This window comes from Stenotrophomonas sp. NPDC077461, from assembly GCF_049545475.1.
Lineage (GTDB): Bacteria > Pseudomonadota > Gammaproteobacteria > Xanthomonadales > Xanthomonadaceae > Stenotrophomonas > Stenotrophomonas nematodicola.
In genome coordinates this window covers 200,538-217,379 of record NZ_JBMWDO010000001.1, presented here as the reverse complement: position 1 = coordinate 217,379, position 16,842 = coordinate 200,538, and the positions used below count along the sequence as shown (strand labels likewise).

Sequence of the window (16,842 nt, the reverse complement as noted above, 5' to 3'; positions counted from 1 at the left end):
TTTCCGGGAGTGGAGGTACCGGGCATGGCTCAGCACGGCGTGGACGGGGCCGGCAACAGCGCGCCAACCTGAACCGTACTGCCCGCACCACCGCCCCTGCCTGACCTGTCAAGCCTTGTTCCGCCTGCCGCCCGCCGCTACCCTGACCGGGCATTACATTGGCCCGGCATGTCCACTTCCCGTTTCGTACATCTCCACATCCACACCGAGTTTTCGCTGGCGGATTCGACCATTCGTGTCCCGGCGAAGCCGGATCAGGCCGACCCGAAGAAGGCCAAGCAGGCCAACCTGCTCAGCCGCGCGGTGGAACTGAAACTGCCGGCGCTGGCAGTCACCGACCTGAACAACCTGTTCGCGCTGGTCAAGTTCTACAAAGCGGCCGAAACCGTCGGCATCAAGCCGATCGCCGGTGCCGACATCATGATCGCCGAAGAGGGCATGACCCCTTGGCGCATGACCCTGCTTTGCCGCGATCGCGAGGGCTACCTGAGTCTCTCTCGCCTGCTGACCCGCGCCTGGATGGAGGGCCACCGCCCGGAAGGCGGCGTCGCCGTGCACCCGGACTGGCTCAAGGCCGGCTGCCACAACCTGTTCGCCCTGGCCGGCCGCGACAGCCTGGCCGGGCGCCTTGCCGGTGAAGGCCGCCACGACCTCGCCGAGCAGCAGCTCGCCGACTGGCAGCGCGTGTTCGGCGATGGCCTGCACCTGGAACTGACCCGTACCGGGCGCGAGGGCGAGGAAGCGTTCAACCAGTTCGCCCTTCAGGCCGCCGGCCAGCGCGGCCTGCCCGTAGTGGCCAGCAACGACGTGCGCTTCCTGCAGCCGGAGGATTTCAGCGCGCACGAAGCCCGTGTGTGCATCTCCTCCGGCCGCGTGCTCGACGACCCCAAGCGTCCGCGCGACTACAGCGACCAGCAGTACCTCAAGTCCCCCGAGGAGATGTGCGCGCTGTTCGCCGACATCCCCGACGCCATCGACAATACGCTCGCACTTGCGCAGCGCTGCAACGTCGAAATGCGTCTGGGAACCTACTTCCTGCCCAACTACCCGGTGCCGGAAAACGAAACGCTGGACAGCTGGATCTGCAGCGAATCGCGCAAGGGTCTGGACGCGCGGCTGGAGAAGAACCCGCTGGCCGAAGGCAAGACCCGCGCCGATTACGTCGAGCGCCTGGAGTTCGAGCTCGCCACCATCATCAAGATGGGCTTCCCCGGCTACTTCCTGATCGTGGCCGACTTCATCCAGTGGGGCAAGAACCAGGGCATTCCGATCGGCCCCGGCCGTGGTTCCGGTGCCGGCTCGCTGGTCGCCTGGGCGCTGCAGATCACCGACCTCGACCCGATCCCGTACAACCTGCTGTTCGAGCGGTTCCTCAACCCCGAACGCGTGTCGATGCCCGACTTCGATATCGACTTCTGCATGGACCGCCGCGACGAAGTCATCGACTACGTCGCGCGCAAGTACGGCCGCGAGCGGGTCAGCCAGATCATCACCTACGGCACGATGGCCGCCAAGGCGGTGGTGCGCGACTCCGGCCGCGTGCTCGGTTTCCCGTATGGCCTGGTCGATGGCGTTTCCAAGCTGATCCCGAACATCCTGGGCATCTCGCTCAAGGATGCGATGGGCGAAGGCAAAGACCCGGAGATGGCCTCGCCCGAGCTGATCCAGCGCTACCAGTCCGAAGACGATGTGCGCGACCTCATCGACCTGGCCCGCCAGCTCGAGGACCTCACCCGCAACGCCGGCAAGCATGCCGGTGGCGTGGTGATCGCGCCCGAACCGCTGGCCGAGTTCTGCCCGCTGTTCGCCGAACACGACGAAGGCGGCCGTGGCCGCAACCCGGTCACCCAGTTCGACAAGAACGACGTCGAAGAAATCGGCCTGGTGAAGTTCGACTTCCTCGGCCTGCGTACGCTGACCATCATCGACTGGGCGGTCAAGGCGATCAACAAGCGCCATGCCCGTGCCGGCATTCCGCCGGTGGACATCACCGCCCTGCCGCTCGACGACGCCCCGACCTACAAGGACATCTTCGCCAACGGCAATACCGGCGCGGTGTTCCAGTTCGAATCCTCGGGCATGCGCCGCCTGCTGAAGGACGCGCGCCCCGACCGCTTCGAAGACCTGATCGCGCTGGTGTCGCTGTACCGGCCTGGTCCGATGGACCTGATTCCCTCCTTCAACGCGCGAAAGCACGGGCAGGAAGAAATCATCTACCCCGATCCGCGTACCGAAGCCATCCTGAAAGACACCTACGGCATCATGGTGTACCAGGAGCAGGTGATGCAGATGGCGCAGATCGTCGGCGGCTACTCGCTGGGCGGCGCCGACCTGCTGCGCCGTGCAATGGGCAAGAAGGTGCCGGCCGAAATGGCCAAGCACCGCGAGATCTTCCGCGAAGGCGCGGCCAAGGATGGCGTCGGCGAAGCCAAGGCCGACGCGATCTTCGACCTGATGGAGAAGTTCGCCGGCTACGGCTTCAACAAGTCGCATGCGGCCGCCTATGCACTGGTCAGCTACCAGACCGCCTGGCTGAAGCGGCACTACCCCGCCGAATTCATGGCCGCCACGCTGTCCTCGGACATGGACAACACCGACAAGGTGGTCGGCTTCCTCGCCGAAGTGCGCAACCTCGGCCTGACCGTGCAGCCGCCGCGCGTCAATGAATCGGCGTACATGTTCGAAGCGTCCAGTGCCGACACCATCGTGTACGGCCTGGGGGCGATCAAGGGCGTCGGACAGGGTGCCTGTGAAGCGATCGTGGAAGAACGCCGGCGCGGCGGGCGTTACGCCTCCCTGCTGGATTTCTGCATGCGCATCGAATCGGGCAAGCTCAACCGGCGCACCCTCGAAGCGATGATCAACTGCGGCGCGCTCGACGGACTCGGCAAGAACCGCGCCTCGCTCATGCTGCAGTTGCCGGAGGTGCTCAAGGCCACCGACCAGATGTCGCGCGAAAAGGCCTCCGGCCAGAACTCGCTGTTCGGTGCCCCCGATCCGGTCAGCACCGCACAGCAGCTGGACCTGCCCGAGGCCAAGGAGTGGGCGCTGGGCCAACTGCTCGAGGGCGAACGCGAAACGCTGGGCTTCTACCTCAGCGGCCACCCGTTCGATCCGCATGCCGACGACGTCAAGGAACTGGTCGGCACCGACCTGGGCATGCTGGAGAAACTCATTCCGCCCGCACGCCCGAGCAAGGACGGCGAGAAGCGCGCCTGGCGCCAGGAAACCCCGGTGATCCTCGCCGGCCTGGTGGTCGGCGTCCGGCGCAAGGGCGAAAGCCAGGTGTTCATGCAGCTCGAGGACGGCAAGGGCCGGGTCGAGTGCAGCGCGTTTTCCGATGGCCTGGCCGAGTTCGGCCACCTGATGACCAAGGACCGCATCCTGGTGGTCAAGGGCGGCCTGCGCGAAGACGAATTCAACGGCGGCTACGCCCTGCGCATCCGCCAGTGCTGGGATTTCGAGGACATCTGCGCCAACTACGCCACGCGCCTGTCGCTGCGCCTGGACCTGCGCCAGGGCCGCCCGGTGTGGGCGCGCATCAATGCGCTGCTGGACCGCCATCGTCCGGGCCGCACGCCGCTGCGCCTGGACCTGCTGCTGGACTCCGACCAGGGGCCCATCGCCGGCATGCTCGATGTGGCCGGCGACATCGCCGTGCGCGTGGACAGCCACCTTGTCGACGCGCTCCGCGCCGACCCCGCCGTGCGTACCCTGAAGGTGCGCTACAGCCCGCCGTGGGCGAACTGATCCGCTCCATCCGCACTACAGGTACCTTGTTTTGATCAAACGTTTCACCGTGCTGCTGTGTGCAGCCGTTGCCATCGCCGGCTGTTCCAGTCCCGCCCAGACCTTCGTGATCGACAACCCGCGCGATACCCCGCTGATCGTGCGCATCGACGGCAACGAACTGCCGATCGCCGCGCACGCCTCCCGCCCGGTCAACCTCACGCCCGGCGAGCATCACCTGCAGAGCGCGCCGCTGGGCGATGTGCGCTTCATCGTGTACGCACGCGGCAAGGGCGGACTGATCAACCCCACCTTGGCCGAGTACGTGATCGCGCAGGAGGTCTACGTCACCGGCGAAAGCAAGCTCGCCAACTTCGGCCGCATCGACCACCGCATCGAGCTGGGCGGCGTCCCCTTCGAGGGCCCCTACCAGAAGACCCACGACCTGTTCATCGACAGGACCTGGACCTTCGACGTGCGCGAGCCCTTCCCGGACGTGCAGACCGTGGCCCACGTGGACGAGAGCGGTGGCCGCATCAACACCAAGATCTTCACCGCCCCGGACTTCATCGCCTACGTGGACCCGTCCGGTGCCTACCTGCGCGCGCAGCCCGCCGGCTACGTCGCGCCGCATTACGCGCCGGAAGCCGCACCGGCCGCCCTGCCGCCGCTGGACCCGGTCTTCGAGGCCCATGCCGGCCCGCTCCGCGAGCTGTACGCACGCTACCTGCACGCCACCACCGCCGATGCCCAGCTGCAGCTGCAGCAGGAGGCCCACCAGGCGCAGATGGCCTTCACCGCCGCGACCGCCTCGCTGGGGTCCGCCCTGCCGGTGGAGGCCCATGAGGCGTACAACACCTTCGTGGAGACCCGCAGCCGACTGATGGGCAGCGCCGCGCTGGTCGTTCCCTGAGACCGGCCACGGCTGGCGCGCCCCGCCCCGCTGCGCTACCGTCGCCTTTCCAGACGACGGCGTACGGGGCTTTTCGGCGCATTCGGCTACACTTTCCCTCTTTTCTTCACGACGGCTTCCGATGAATCCGAACTACCTCGACTTCGAGCAACCCATCGCTGATCTGGAAGCGAAGATCCAGGAACTGCGCAGCGCCAGCGCCGGTCCTGCGGTCAATGTCGAGGCCGAAGTGCACGCCCTGCAGGACAAGCTGCGGGTGCGCACCGCGCAGATCTTCCGCAATCTGACCTCGTGGCAGATCCTGCAGCTGGCCCGTCACCCCTCGCGCCCCTACACCGCCGACTACATCCGCATCATCTGCGATGAGTTCCAGGAGCTGGCCGGCGACCGCGCCTTCGCCGACGACAAGGCCATCATCGGCGGCCTGGCCCGCATCGGTGGGCGTTCGGTGATGCTGATCGGGCACCAGAAAGGCCGCGACACCAAGGAAAAGATCAAGCGCAACTTCGGCATGCCCAAGCCGGAGGGCTACCGCAAGGCCCTGCGCCTGATGAAGATGGCCGAGCGTTTCGGCCTGCCGGTACTGACTCTGATCGATACCGCCGGCGCCTGGCCGGGCATCGATGCCGAATCGCGCGGCCAGTCCGAGGCGATCGCCCGCAACCTGATGGAAATGGCTGAACTGAAGGTCCCGGTGATCTGCACCGTGATCGGTGAAGGCGGCTCCGGTGGCGCGCTGGCGCTGGGTGTCGGTGACCGCACCGTGATGCTGGAGTACAGCGTGTACTCCACGATCAGCCCGGAAGGGTGTGCCTCGATCCTGTGGAAGGACGCCGGCAAGGCCAAGGACGCCGCCGAACAGCTCGGCCTGACCGCCTCGCGCCTGAAGGGCCTGGGCCTGGTCGACAAGGTGGTGCGCGAGCCCACCGGCGGCGCCCACCGCAACCCGACCCAGATGGCCAGGCGCCTTAAGGCCGTGCTGCTCAACGAGCTGGATCAGCTGGAGAGGCTCTCCACCGGCGACCTGCTGCAGAAGCGCTACGAGCGCCTGCGCAGTTACGGCGCGTACGAAGCGGCCTGATCGGCGGCAAGGAACGCAAAAAAAGCCGGGCGCGCAGGCGTCCGGCTTTTTTCATGCAGCGCACCGGCACGCGGGCCGATGCGCTGGCCGGTTCAGAACGGCTTGGCCAGCACCAGCCACACCACCGCGATGAACAGCACCAGCGGCAGCTCGTTGAACCAGCGCAGCGCGCGCGAGGACGGCAACTCCCTGCCCTTCACCGATGCCTTCAGCAGTCGCCCGGTCCACGTGTAGTAGCCCAGCAGCAGCACCACCAGCCCCAGCTTGGCATGCAGCCAGCCGGACGCGCCGGGCGGCGCCATCGTCGGGAAATCCGGAATCACCCTGTAGCCCAGCCAGAGCACCAGGCCCAGCAGCAGCGCGAGGCCGAACATCATGTGGCCGAACCGGTACAGGCGCAGGCCCATCAACTGCAGGCGCTCGGTCACCGGCAGCTGGCCGGCGGTCTCACTGATGTTGACCAGGATGCGCGGCAGGTAGAACACCGCCGCCATCCACGCCACCACGAACAGCAGATGGAAGGTCTTGACCCAGAGATACATGTGCTCGCTCCATCGGCTGGCGCAGAAAGTGACCCATTTTCACCGATTCACCCCGGCCGCGCATGCGCGACGGTTTGACGCAGTACGATGGCGTCCGTTTCTTCTGTTGCCCGCCTCTTTCATGCACAAGATCTACGACCAGGCCTATTTCCAGCGCTGGTACCAACCCGACCAGACCGGCGGCCCCGCGCGCCTGGCGCGCAAAGTGGCCCTGGCCGTGGCCAGCGCCGAGTACTACCTGGAACGCCCGATCCGCAGCGTGCTGGACATCGGCTGCGGCGAGGGCGCCTGGCGCGCGCCGCTGCTCAAGCTGCGTCCGCGCGTGCAGTACCTCGGCTTCGACAGCAGCGAATACGCCGTGCACCGCTACGGGCGCAGCCGCAATCTGCACCTGGCCCGGGTGGGTGACTTCGCCTGGCTGCGCCCGTGTGCGCCGGTGGACCTGCTGGTGTGCTCGGACGTGATGCATTACGTGCCCAGCCGCGAACTGCGCCCCGCGCTGGCCGGGTTTGCCGAGCTGACCGGCGGCATCGCGTTCCTGGAGGCGTTCAGCGCCGATGATGCGTTCGAGGGCGACCACGAGGGCTTCCAGCCACGCCCGGCGCGCTGGTACCGAAGCCAGCTCAGGACGGTCGGCTTCACCGCGCTCGGGTCGCACTGCTGGCTCTCACCGGCACTGGCCGGCCACGCGGCGGCGCTGGAACGCGCAGCGCCCTGATCGCAGCGTCAAATGAGACGCTCCCCCGCATTAACGCACCCGGCCGACGGGTGCGCTATGCTGCGCGGCAACATAAGACCATACATATTCGGACGTCATGCTTTATCAGCTGCATGAATTGACCCGCAACATGCTCGCCCCCTGGGTGCACCAGGCCCAGGCCAACGCGAAGTTCTTCGCCAATCAGGGACACTGGTGGTCGCAGATGCCGGGCGCCGATCGTCTGGCGGCGGTGAACGAGCTGTTCCATCGCATCGGCAAGGATTACGAGAAGCCCGAATGGGGCATCAACGAAATCGACGTCGATGGCGAGCGCGTGCCGATCGTGGTCCACGAAGAAATCAGCAAGCCGTTCTGCAAGCTGCTGCGCTTCAAGCGCCACAGCAACGAAGCGGACCAGCTCAACACCATGCTCAACCAGCCGTTCGTGCTGGTGGTGGCGCCGCTGTCCGGCCACCACGCCACGCTGCTGCGCGACACCGTGCGCACGCTGCTGCGCGACCACCGCGTGTATGTCACCGACTGGGTGGACGCGCGCATGGTGCCCGGCAGCGAAGGCGAGTTCGGCCTGGAGGACTACATCGCCTACGTGCAGGAGTTCATCCGCCATCTGGGCGGTGACACGCTGCACGTGGTGAGCGTGTGCCAGCCGACCGTACCGGTGCTGGCGGCGGTCTCCCTGATGGCCAGCCGTGGCGAACCCACCCCGCGTTCGCTGGTGATGATGGGCGGCCCGATCGATGCACGCTGCAGCCCCACCGCGGTGAACAACCTGGCCACGCAGAACCCGCTGTCGTGGTTCGAGAACAACGTCATCCACACCGTACCGGCCACCTACCCCGGTGCCGGCCGCCGTGTGTATCCGGGCTTCCTGCAGCATGCCGGGTTCCTGTCGATGAACCCGAGCCGGCACTTCAGTTCACACTGGGATTTCTATGCCGACCTGGTCAAGGGCGACATGGAGGATGCCGACGCGCACCGCCGCTTCTACGACGAGTACAACGCCGTGCTGGACATGCCGGCCAAGTACTACCTCGATACGATCCGCGTGGTGTTCCAGGAGTTCCTGCTGCCGCGCGGCGAGTGGTACGTGCAGGGTGAGCGCGTGGACCCCGCCGCGATCACCGGTACCGCGCTGCTGAGCATCGAGGGCGAGCTGGACGATATCGCCGGCCTCGGCCAGACCGAAGCGGCGCAGGCGCTGTGCACCGGCATCCCGGCCGGGCGCCGCGAACACTTCATCGTCGAAGGCGCAGGCCATTACGGCATCTTCAGCGGCCGCCGCTGGCGCGAGACGGTGTACCCGAAAGTGCGCGATTTCTTCGCCGCTGCCAACGCGCAGGCCGCCGGCGCCAAGCCGAAGAAGACGGCCAAGGCCGCCAGCAACGTCACTCCGATCCGCAAGAAGGCGGGGTGACGCGGACGGAGCCGGCGGCGGGCCGGCTCCGTTCTGTCGCCGTCTGGCGCCGGCCAGCGGCCGGCGCCGCGGTTACAGGCGGACCAGCAGGTGCTTGGCGAGCTGGCCGTGCAGATGGCCGATACCGCGCGCCAGGTGCATGGTCAGGAACAGCAGCAGGATGCCGACCACGGCCAGCAGCGGCGTGGCCCAGATCGACAGCATCTGGTCGCCATCAATGTAGATGCCCGGCAGCGCACCGGTGAACAGCGCCGCCACCGGCGCCCAGATGAAGCCCAACGACACCGACAGCAGGGTGATGGCGATGGTGAAGTAGAGGATGCCCAGCGGCAGCATCAGGACGAAGTACAGCAGGGTCAGCCAGGTGCGGCCGTCGGTGAACATATCGCCGATCCGCTGCAGCCAGCTGCGGCTGCGGTCGGAATAGGTCGGCCGCCGTGGCATGCGCTCGCCGAGCAGGGCTTCCACCAGCCGGCCTTCCAGCAGCGACAACCCGCGCACCGAGCCGAAGAACAGCACCGTGAGCGGAATGCCGATGATCAGGATCAGCAAGCCCAGCGACAGTGACAACCCGGTGATCACCCACGTAAAGAAGAAGATGCCGGTCGCCAGCGACAGCAGCATGTAGAACAGGGCGCCGTAAGTACGCGCGTCCAGCGCCACGCCGAAGAAGCGCGCCAGCAGCGAGCGCGGCTTGGCCGGTGCGTGCGGCGGCGGCACGGCCGTCGCGGCCGTATCACCCGCCACACCGGCGGCGACCCCAGCCGCAACCACCGGGGCCCGCCGCACCGGCCCCGCACCGGCACTGGGCGTGCGCAGCGCGCGGTTCACGGTGATCTCGGTTTCCCGGTAGATCTCGGCCACTTCGTCCGGCGCACCGTAGCTGCCGGCCACGTCGGCGATGACCTCGGCCTCGCTGCGGCCCGGCTGGGCAGCCAGCTCCGAGCGCAGGTACTCCTCGGCGTCGTACAGCGCGTCCTGCACCATCGCCGGATCGGCATCGTGCAGCGCGCCACGCAGTTGCGCCAGGTACTGCGGGATGGTGGTGGGCAGGCTGCTGCCTGCCGTGGTCGGGTCGTTCATTGCAGTACCCCCTCCAACACGGAATCGACGGAATCGCGGGTGGCGCGCCAGGCCTGGATCCACTGCTCCAGTACCTGGTGGCCACGTTCATTGATGCGGTAGTAGCGTCGCGGCGGACCGGCCATCGACGGTTCGACATGGCTTTCCAGCAACCCGGCCCCTTCCAGGTTGCGCAGGACGGGATACAGCGCGCTCTGCTTGCCGCTCAGTACCCCCTCGCCCACCCGTTCCAGCTCCTTGGCGATGAGGTAGCCGTAGAGCGGCTCGCCGGCCTTGGCCAGCACCGCCAGCAACGCCAGCGACACCGTGCCGGCACTGAGCTCTTTCTGGAACTTCTTCAGCGGGGCATCGAGATCGCTCATGGCTGTCTCCAACTAGCGTGGAGTCAACACTAGTGCGAAGTGAGCTATAGCGAACGTGCCGTTAGTCACCGTGCCTGGCGTCAGGGGCGCCGCTGGCGGCGATGGGCGCGCTTCGCGCACAATCGGCCGACACTTTCTGAACGGGTCCGCCATGTCGCCACGTCGTCCTGCCCTGCTCGCCTTCGCCCTGGCCTGCGCGCTGCCTTTCCTTGCGTCGGCGGCCTCGCCCTACCGCAGCCCGCAGCAGATCCTGGCGGCCTCGCCGGACAGCGACTGGCGCACCCCGGACCCGGCCAACCTGCTGTACATGAACCTGGACGGCGGCCGGGTCATCATCGAACTGGCACCGGCGTTCGCGCCGGCGCATGTCGCCAATATCCAGACCCTCGCCCGTGAGCACTTCTGGGACGGCGAGAGCATCTACCGGGCACAGGACAATTTCGTGGTGCAGTTCGGCGATGCCGATGCCGACGAGGTGGCCAAAGCGAAACCGCTGGGGTCGGCCAAGCGCAGGCTGCCGGCCGAGTTCCAGCGCGACAGCAAGGGCCTGAAGGTGACCGTGCTGCCCGATCGTGACGGCTGGGCCGACCGCACCGGTTTCGTCGATGGCTTCGCGGTGGGTCAGGACGCGCAGGACGGCAAGACCTGGCTGGCGCACTGCTACGGGGCGCTCGGCGCCGGCCGCAGCAACGAGGAAGACAGCAGCATCGGGGCGGAACTGTACGTGGTGACCGGGCAGTCGCCGCGTCAGCTGGACCGCAACATCACGCTGGTGGGCCGCGTACTGCAGGGCATGGAACTGCTCAGCGCCCTGCCGCGCGGGCCGGCGCCGATGGGGTTCTACGCCGATGCCGCGCAGCGCACACCGATCCGCTCGATCCAGCGCGCCAGCGATGTGCCGGCGGCGGAACGGCCGGCGCTGCAGGTGCTGCGCACCGATTCGAAGACGTTCGCCGATACGGTCGAGGCGCGCCGCAACCGGGTGGACGACTTCTACAAGCGGCCGGCCGGCCACATCGACCTGTGCAACATTCCGGTGCCGGTGCGGTAACGGCGGCGTCGCCTATCGCTTCTGCGAGGCTGCCACGCTGCCGAGGATCAACGCGCCGGCGACCACCATCGCCCAGGTCACCGGCTCGCCCAGGAACAGCCACGCAAACAGCGCCCCGAACATCGGTACAAGGTAGGTCACTGTGGACGCACGCGCCGGGCCGATGCGTGCGATGAGGCGATAGAACATCAGGAACGCCAGGCCGGTGCAGACCACGCCGAGGGCGATCGCGCAGGCCCAGGCCAGCACCGGAATCGGGGCGGAAGGCCAATGGGTGAGTGCCATCGGCAGCAGCAGGATCGCCGCGCAGCCCAGCGTGGCACCGGCCGAGGCCGCCGGCGGCAGGCCGGTCATGTGGCGCTTGACCAGGTTGACGCCCAGCCCGTACAGCAGCGCGGCCAAGGCGCCAGCGACCACTGCCGCGCCGATGCTCAGGCCGGACACCTTGGCGGTCGCCAGCACCACCACACCGGCGAAGCCGACCAGCAGGGCGATCGCGCGGCGCACGCCGATCTTCTCGCCGAAGAACAGGAAGGCGATCAGCGCGGCGAACAGCACCGTCATTGCATTGCAGATCGCACCGATCGCGGCCGGCGCCCGTTGTGCGGCCCAGGCGAACAGCACGAACGGGATCGCCGAATTGATCAGGCCGATCGGGGCCAGCCACAGCCAGCGCCGCGCCGGAAACCGCGCGCGTGCCTGCCAGAGGAACGGCAGCAGCACGAGCGCACCCAGCAGCAGCCGCACCTCCACCAGGGCGTAGGGCCCGAACGACGGCACCGCCACACGCATGAACAGGAACGAACAGCCCCAGATCGCGCCCAGCACGGTCAGTTCGAGCGGGGTTCGCCAGTCGCGCTCGATCACGCCGCTGGCCAGCGGTGCGCCGCTCATGGCCGGCTCCCCGACCACAGGCAGATACGTGGCTGGACAAGGATGGCGGACGGCAGCATGGGATCGACTCCGGGGGACAGGCGCACAGCATCCGCCTACCGGTACAGGCCGACAAGCGCGTAGTATCCGGGCAAGCCACAAATCTGATTTGGGTCTCGACCATGATTCTCCGGCCTGCCCTGCTGCCCGCGCTGGGGGTGTTCGCGGTCGCCGCGCGCCACCAGAATTTCGCCCACGCCGCCCAGGAGCTGCATCTCACCGCCAGTGCGGTGAGCCATCACGTGCGCAAACTGGAAGACCTGCTCGGCACGGTGCTGTTCCAGCGCCACGCACGCGGCGTGCGGCTCACCGTGGAAGGTCGGCAACTGGCCGATGCGGCGGCCGCAGCGCTGAGTGACCTCAATGCGGTAGCTGGCAACCTGCACCCGCAGGCGGACACCGTGCCGCTGCGCATCACCACCATCCGCTCGCTGTCCTACTGCTGGCTGGTGCCACGGCTGCCGCGTTTCACCCGCCAGCACCCGCGCATGCGCATCGAACTGCAGACCAGCACCGAACTGGTGCGGTTCGACGAGAACGGACCGGAGCTGGGCATCCGCTACGGGCTGGGCCAGTGGCCAGGCCTGCGCGCGCACCACCTGATGGACGACGAACTGTGCCCGGTCGCGTCGCCGGCGCTGGCCGGAGTCGCGGCACTGCGCGAGCCGGCCCAGATCGCCAGCCTGCCGCTGATCAGCGACATGTCGCCGCAGGGCTGGCGTGACTGGTTCCGTGCGGCCGGGGTGCGCGGTCTGGACCTGCCATCGCTGCACACCTTCAGCGACAGCACCGATGCGATGCGCGCGGCGGTCTACGGCATCGGCGCGGTGCTGGCGCGCAAGCACATCGCCCAGCCGTACCTGCAGCGCTATGAACTGGTGCGACTGCCCGGCCCGGCGCTGAAGGCGCGCTACGCCTACTACGTGGTCCATGCCGAACACCGCCCGCTCAGCCCGACCGCGCTGGCGTTCATGGACTGGCTGCGGCGCGAGGCGCTGGACGAACGCACACCGGTGCCGGCGCTGCCGGACGAACTGCTGGGCCTGCCTGCCGACGCGGACTAGCGCGCCCGGTCGTCACCCCTTCTTGTCCATCGCGCCGCTAGGCTGAAGTCCCTTTCCCCCAAGGCGAACTCATGGCCCTGTTGCGACTTCGAATCACCGGCAGCGAAGACGATGCGCGTGCCATCACCGACCTGCTGCAGAGCATCGAGGGCATCGAACATGTGGAAGAAACCGACGATCTGATGCCGCACATGGATGACGACGATTCCAGCTCGGCGGGTCTGTCCGACGACATCGGGCCGGGTATCCACGAACTGGAAGTGGAAGTCGGCAACGACTACACGGCCCAGCGCGTGCGCGATGCGGTGCAGGAGCTGGCGCTGGAACTGGACGTGTTCGTCGAGTACGAGCGCGACGAAGGCTGATCTGCGCGCGGAGCCGGCTCACACCGGCTCCGCCGCGCTCTGCTCAGTGCGTCGCATGCAGGCGGCGCTGACGACGACGCCACAGCTTCAGGCCGATCCACACGAATACCGACAGCACCACCGCCACCGGCAGCAGCGCCGCCACGGCGCGGATGACGAACGCGACGCTGGCGGTGAGAATCGCACCGGACTCGCGCAGCGCTTCGCCGATTTCGCTGCGGCTGCGCTGCCCTGACGGGGTATGGAACTGCAGGGTGACCAGCTGCGTGTCGATCCGTCGGCGCTGCTGCGCGGCATCCTTGTTGGCCTGCTCGACGCCCGCTTCGATCTCCGCCAGCCGCTGGCTCACCACCAGCAGATCGGCCGTGGTGATGGTCCTGCTGTCCTGATAGGCCAGCAGGCGCGCATGCTCCTTCTCCAGCCTGGCCTTGGTCAGCGCTGTATCGGCCACCTGCTGCGCCAAATCCTCCGCATGGGTGTTGCGCGAGGACACCTCGCCGCCCTGCCCGGCCAGGCCGATGATCGGCTCCACGCCCTTGGGCGCGATGCGCACGCGGATCGAGCCGGTTGGATACTCGCCACCCTGCTGGCCCACCTGCAGCACCGCGCAGTCCCCGAAGCGGGCGGACTGGCAGGCGTCGGCGATCTGCTTGACGCGCGGGCCGATCTGCGCGGCATCCAGGCGGATGTCCAGATCATGCTCGTAGGCCAGTGCAGCGCCTTCGGGCGATGCCACCGCGCCGGCGCCACCACCGCTGTCGGCGGCCATCTCGGTCTTGCTGCAGCCGCTCGCGGTTAGCAGCAGCATCCCTGCAAGGGCACCGGCAAGGTGCCACGTCATCCGTTTCATTACTGGCTTGCTCCATCAAATCGCGTGATCGTGAGCCCTCCCAGGTCGACCCCGGGCAGGCAACATGCATTCACCTTCACCATCGCCGGGCCGCTGCACGGGTCGATGCCCTCGCTGAACGGGGCGGTGCCGCAGGTGTGGTGGTGCCGGAAAGCATCATGGTAATCCAATGGCACGGGGACAAAGACCGCCGGCGGGCCTATCCTCGGGGATTGTCCCCAGTACAGGATCCACGATGCGCCAGCATCTCCTTGCCCTCGCCCTGGTCGCCGCCCTCGGCGGCTGCCAGCAGGCCGACGCTCCGCCGGCCGCCAACGACGCCCCGGCTGCCGCGGCCAGCGCCAGTGACGCCGCCGTCGACACCGCCTTCGCCGACCTGTCCAAGCGCGCGCTCGATACGTGGATGCAGCTGTCGCCGATCAGCGCCACCCAGATCGGCGACCATCGCTACGACAGCGAGATCGACGATCTGAGCGCGGCTGGCCAGCAGAAGATGCTGACCGCGTACAAGGGCCTGGTCGCCGACCTGGACCGCATCGACGTGAGCAAGCTGTCGCGCGAGAACCAGGTGGATGCGGCGATCCTGCGCAATCAGCTGCAGTCGGATATCTGGAACGCCGAGGTGCTGCAGTCGTCCAGGTGGGACCCGCAGGTCTACAACGGCCTGGCCGGCAGTGCCATCTACAGCCTGATGGCGCGCGAGTTCGCGCCATTGCCGGAGCGGCTGAAGTCCGCCACCGCGCGTATGGAAAAGCTGCCGGCGATCTTCGCCCAGGCGCGTGAGAACCTGGACCCGGCACGCGTGCCGAAGATCCATGCCGAGACGGTCGCCAAGCAGAACCGCGGCATCCTCAGCATCGTCGATTCGTTCATCGTGCCGCATATGGGCGAGCTGCCGGCCGAGGACCAGAAGCGCCTGCAGGCTGCCATCGAAGGCCTGAAGAAGGCGGTGGACGAGCAGCAGACCTGGCTGGACAAGACCCTGGTGCCCAACGCCAAGGGCGACTTCCGCATCGGCGCGGATCTGTACGACCAGAAGCTGAAGTTCGCGCTGAATTCGTCGCTGTCTCGCGCGGAGATCGGTGAGCGCGCGCGGGCCGAGCTCAAGCGCGTGCGCCAGGACATGTACGGCATCGCGCAGACCGTGCTCAAGGATACGGCCGGCGCGCCGGCGCTGCCGGCCAACCCGACCGACGCGCAGCAGCAGGCGGCGATCGAGGCGGCGCTGGAACTGGCCTACGCCGACAAGCCGGCGCGCGACAAAGTGGTGGACGACGCCAAGGCCGCGCTGGCGCAGTCCACCGAGTTCGTGCGCAAACACGACCTGATGACGTTGCCCGACTCGCCGGTGGACATCATTCTGATGCCGGAGTTCCAGCGCGGCGTGGCGGTGGCGTACTGCGATTCGCCGGGTCCGCTGGACAAGAACCTGAAGACGTTCTACGCGGTCTCGCCGATTCCGGACGACTGGAGCGACGCGCAGGTGGACTCGTTCCTGCGCGAATACAACAGCCGCATGATCCACCTGCTGAGCATTCACGAAGGCACGCCGGGCCATTACCTGGAAGGCTGGCACTCGGGCAAGTTCCCCTCGACCCTGCGCGCGGTGCTGCGTTCGGGCCTGTTCGCCGAAGGCTGGGCGGTGTACACCGAGCGGATGATGCAGGAGCAGGGCTACCTGGACAACGACCCGCTGTTCCATCTGGTGCAGCTGAAGTTCTACCTGCGCACCATTTCCAACGCGATCCTGGACCAAGGCGTGCACGTGGACAACTGGACCCGCGAGCAGGCCATGCACCTGATGACCCACGACGCGTTCCAGCAGGAAAGCGAAGCCTCGGGCAAGTGGGTGCGCGCGCAGTTGACCTCGGCGCAGCTGCCGACCTACTTCGTCGGCGCGCAGGAGCACTTCGACACGCGCAAGGCGGTGCAGGAGAAGCAGGGCGACAAGTTCAACCTGAAGGCCTACCACGACCAGATGCTGTCCTACGGCGCCCCGCCGGTGCGCTTCGCGCGCCAGCTGATGCTGGACCAGCCGATCGAGTAACCGGTCGACAGCGTGATCTGTGGGTGCCGACCGCTGGTCGGCACGCAAGCCAAACGGCCCGGTGCGAACCGGGCCGTTTGTGTTTGCGGTTTTCTTCTGTGAAGCAGAGCAGCGTCTTCTCTGTTCCCGTGTGAGGAGGGCCGTCAGCCCTGTCCGGGACACGCCGTGAACCCATCCCTGGGGGCTCGTAGAAAACATCCATGTTTTCTACGGTCCCGGACAGGGCTGACGACCCTCCTCCGATAGGTTCACGTGTGCGGCCTGCAATGACTGCAACGACTGCCGACGCTGTTCGGCACGCAAGGCAAACGGCCCGGTGCGAACCGGGCCGTTTGTGTTTGCGGTTTTCTTCTGTGAAGCACAGAGCAGCGCCTCGCTTGTCCTGTGTGAGGAGGGCCGTCAGCCCTATCCGGGACACGCCGTGAACCCATCCCTGGGGGCTCGTAGAAAACATCCCTGTTTTCTACGGTCCCGGACAGGACTGACGGCCCTCCTCCGATAGGTTCACGTGTGCGCGGCCTGCAACGAGTGCCGATGCTGTTCGCCTGTCGATGACGCACCGGGCCACTGTCAGTGGCTGGCGGAGATGGGTATGCGGGACCGTAGAAAACATGGATGTTTTCTACGAGCCTACATGGACGTATTCACGGCGTGTCCCGCATGCCCATCTCCGCCGGCCACCCGCCG

Annotated in this window: 14 protein-coding genes; 9 read left to right on the top strand and 5 right to left on the bottom strand. The window is 67.3% G+C overall.

Going from position 1 to position 16,842, the window contains the following annotated elements:
- Positions 1–168: 168 nt before the first annotated feature.
- From dnaE to ACPEH8_RS01010, 3 genes are all read left to right on the top strand, one after another.
- Positions 169–3,750 carry a DNA polymerase III subunit alpha gene (dnaE, locus tag ACPEH8_RS01020; protein ID WP_153164428.1) on the top strand — a complete coding sequence of 1,194 codons (3,582 nt, stop codon included), beginning with the start codon at positions 169–171 and terminating at the stop codon, positions 3,748–3,750.
- Positions 3,751–3,781: 31 nt separating this feature from the next.
- Entirely contained in the window at positions 3,782–4,642 is an 861-nt protein-coding gene (locus ACPEH8_RS01015) for a hypothetical protein (RefSeq protein WP_262071605.1), read from the top strand.
- A 121-nt stretch (positions 4,643–4,763) separates the two neighbouring features.
- A complete protein-coding gene (locus ACPEH8_RS01010) occupies positions 4,764–5,723 on the top strand; it encodes an acetyl-CoA carboxylase carboxyltransferase subunit alpha (protein WP_136004269.1) in 960 nt (319 codons plus the stop codon).
- Positions 5,724–5,815: 92 nt separating this feature from the next.
- Here ACPEH8_RS01010 and ACPEH8_RS01005 read toward each other — a convergent pair whose 3' ends face one another.
- The gene (locus ACPEH8_RS01005) at positions 5,816–6,265 is read right to left on the bottom strand and encodes a CopD family protein (RefSeq protein ID WP_136004271.1); all 450 of its coding nucleotides are present in this window, start codon (positions 6,263–6,265) and stop codon (positions 5,816–5,818) included.
- Positions 6,266–6,386: 121 nt separating this feature from the next.
- On the opposite strand from ACPEH8_RS01005, the gene ACPEH8_RS01000 reads away from it, so the two are divergent.
- Positions 6,387–6,983 (top strand): class I SAM-dependent DNA methyltransferase, encoded by a 597-nt coding sequence (locus ACPEH8_RS01000; RefSeq protein ID WP_136004273.1) that lies wholly within the window; start codon positions 6,387–6,389, stop codon positions 6,981–6,983.
- 97 nt (positions 6,984–7,080) lie between these two features.
- Entirely contained in the window at positions 7,081–8,400 is a 1,320-nt protein-coding gene (locus ACPEH8_RS00995; RefSeq protein WP_136004275.1) for a polyhydroxyalkanoate depolymerase, read from the top strand.
- 72 nt (positions 8,401–8,472) lie between these two features.
- Here the strand turns inward: ACPEH8_RS00995 and ACPEH8_RS00990 are convergent, their stop codons facing one another.
- Together ACPEH8_RS00990 and ACPEH8_RS00985 are read right to left on the bottom strand one after the other, a co-directional pair.
- Complete coding sequence (locus ACPEH8_RS00990; RefSeq protein WP_136004277.1) at positions 8,473–9,483, bottom strand: sensor domain-containing protein; 1,011 nt, start codon at positions 9,481–9,483, stop codon at positions 8,473–8,475.
- Positions 9,480–9,845 (bottom strand): PadR family transcriptional regulator, encoded by a 366-nt coding sequence (locus ACPEH8_RS00985; RefSeq protein WP_017355577.1) that lies wholly within the window; start codon positions 9,843–9,845, stop codon positions 9,480–9,482. Before ACPEH8_RS00985 ends, ACPEH8_RS00990 begins: the two co-directional genes overlap by 4 nt.
- 151 nt (positions 9,846–9,996) lie before the next feature.
- Here ACPEH8_RS00985 and ACPEH8_RS00980 point away from each other — a divergent pair, with 151 nt between their 5' ends.
- Positions 9,997–10,896, top strand: coding sequence for a peptidylprolyl isomerase (locus ACPEH8_RS00980; RefSeq protein ID WP_313218811.1), 900 nt, complete (start codon positions 9,997–9,999; stop codon positions 10,894–10,896).
- A gap of 12 nt (positions 10,897–10,908) precedes the next feature.
- Here the strand turns inward: ACPEH8_RS00980 and ACPEH8_RS00975 are convergent, their stop codons facing one another.
- Positions 10,909–11,790, bottom strand: coding sequence for a DMT family transporter (locus tag ACPEH8_RS00975; RefSeq protein WP_423665831.1), 882 nt, complete (start codon positions 11,788–11,790; stop codon positions 10,909–10,911).
- Between the two features lie 161 nt (positions 11,791–11,951).
- Here ACPEH8_RS00975 and ACPEH8_RS00970 point away from each other — a divergent pair, with 161 nt between their 5' ends.
- Complete coding sequence (locus tag ACPEH8_RS00970) at positions 11,952–12,893, top strand: LysR substrate-binding domain-containing protein (RefSeq protein ID WP_262071602.1); 942 nt, start codon at positions 11,952–11,954, stop codon at positions 12,891–12,893.
- Positions 12,894–12,964: 71 nt separating this feature from the next.
- Positions 12,965–13,258: a hypothetical protein gene (locus ACPEH8_RS00965; protein ID WP_017355573.1), complete on the top strand. Its 294-nt coding sequence runs from the start codon at positions 12,965–12,967 to the stop codon at positions 13,256–13,258.
- Between the two features lie 43 nt (positions 13,259–13,301).
- Here the strand turns inward: ACPEH8_RS00965 and ACPEH8_RS00960 are convergent, their stop codons facing one another.
- Positions 13,302–14,108: a DUF4349 domain-containing protein gene (locus ACPEH8_RS00960; RefSeq protein WP_423665829.1), complete on the bottom strand. Its 807-nt coding sequence runs from the start codon at positions 14,106–14,108 to the stop codon at positions 13,302–13,304.
- A 235-nt stretch (positions 14,109–14,343) separates the two neighbouring features.
- Here ACPEH8_RS00960 and ACPEH8_RS00955 point away from each other — a divergent pair, with 235 nt between their 5' ends.
- Positions 14,344–16,155, top strand: coding sequence for a DUF885 domain-containing protein (locus tag ACPEH8_RS00955; protein WP_153164433.1), 1,812 nt, complete (start codon positions 14,344–14,346; stop codon positions 16,153–16,155).
- Positions 16,156–16,842: the final 687 nt, after the last annotated feature.

Bases quoted from the DNA above. Each gene is read 5' to 3' on its own strand.
- ACPEH8_RS00970 (WP_262071602.1), top strand. From the start codon at position 11,952: ATGATTCTCCGGCCTGCCCTGCTGCCCGCGCTGGGGGTGTTCGCGGTC.
- ACPEH8_RS00960 (WP_423665829.1), bottom strand. From the start codon at position 14,108: ATGAAACGGATGACGTGGCACCTTGCCGGTGCCCTTGCAGGGATGCTG.
- ACPEH8_RS00995 (WP_136004275.1), top strand. From the start codon at position 7,081: ATGCTTTATCAGCTGCATGAATTGACCCGCAACATGCTCGCCCCCTGG.
- ACPEH8_RS00965 (WP_017355573.1), top strand. From the start codon at position 12,965: ATGGCCCTGTTGCGACTTCGAATCACCGGCAGCGAAGACGATGCGCGT.
- dnaE (WP_153164428.1), top strand. From the start codon at position 169: ATGTCCACTTCCCGTTTCGTACATCTCCACATCCACACCGAGTTTTCG.
- ACPEH8_RS00980 (WP_313218811.1), top strand. From the start codon at position 9,997: ATGTCGCCACGTCGTCCTGCCCTGCTCGCCTTCGCCCTGGCCTGCGCG.
- ACPEH8_RS00990 (WP_136004277.1), bottom strand. From the start codon at position 9,483: ATGAACGACCCGACCACGGCAGGCAGCAGCCTGCCCACCACCATCCCG.
- ACPEH8_RS01005 (WP_136004271.1), bottom strand. From the start codon at position 6,265: ATGTATCTCTGGGTCAAGACCTTCCATCTGCTGTTCGTGGTGGCGTGG.
- ACPEH8_RS01000 (WP_136004273.1), top strand. From the start codon at position 6,387: ATGCACAAGATCTACGACCAGGCCTATTTCCAGCGCTGGTACCAACCC.
- ACPEH8_RS00955 (WP_153164433.1), top strand. From the start codon at position 14,344: ATGCGCCAGCATCTCCTTGCCCTCGCCCTGGTCGCCGCCCTCGGCGGC.
- ACPEH8_RS00975 (WP_423665831.1), bottom strand. From the start codon at position 11,790: ATGAGCGGCGCACCGCTGGCCAGCGGCGTGATCGAGCGCGACTGGCGA.
- ACPEH8_RS00985 (WP_017355577.1), bottom strand. From the start codon at position 9,845: ATGAGCGATCTCGATGCCCCGCTGAAGAAGTTCCAGAAAGAGCTCAGT.
- ACPEH8_RS01010 (WP_136004269.1), top strand. From the start codon at position 4,764: ATGAATCCGAACTACCTCGACTTCGAGCAACCCATCGCTGATCTGGAA.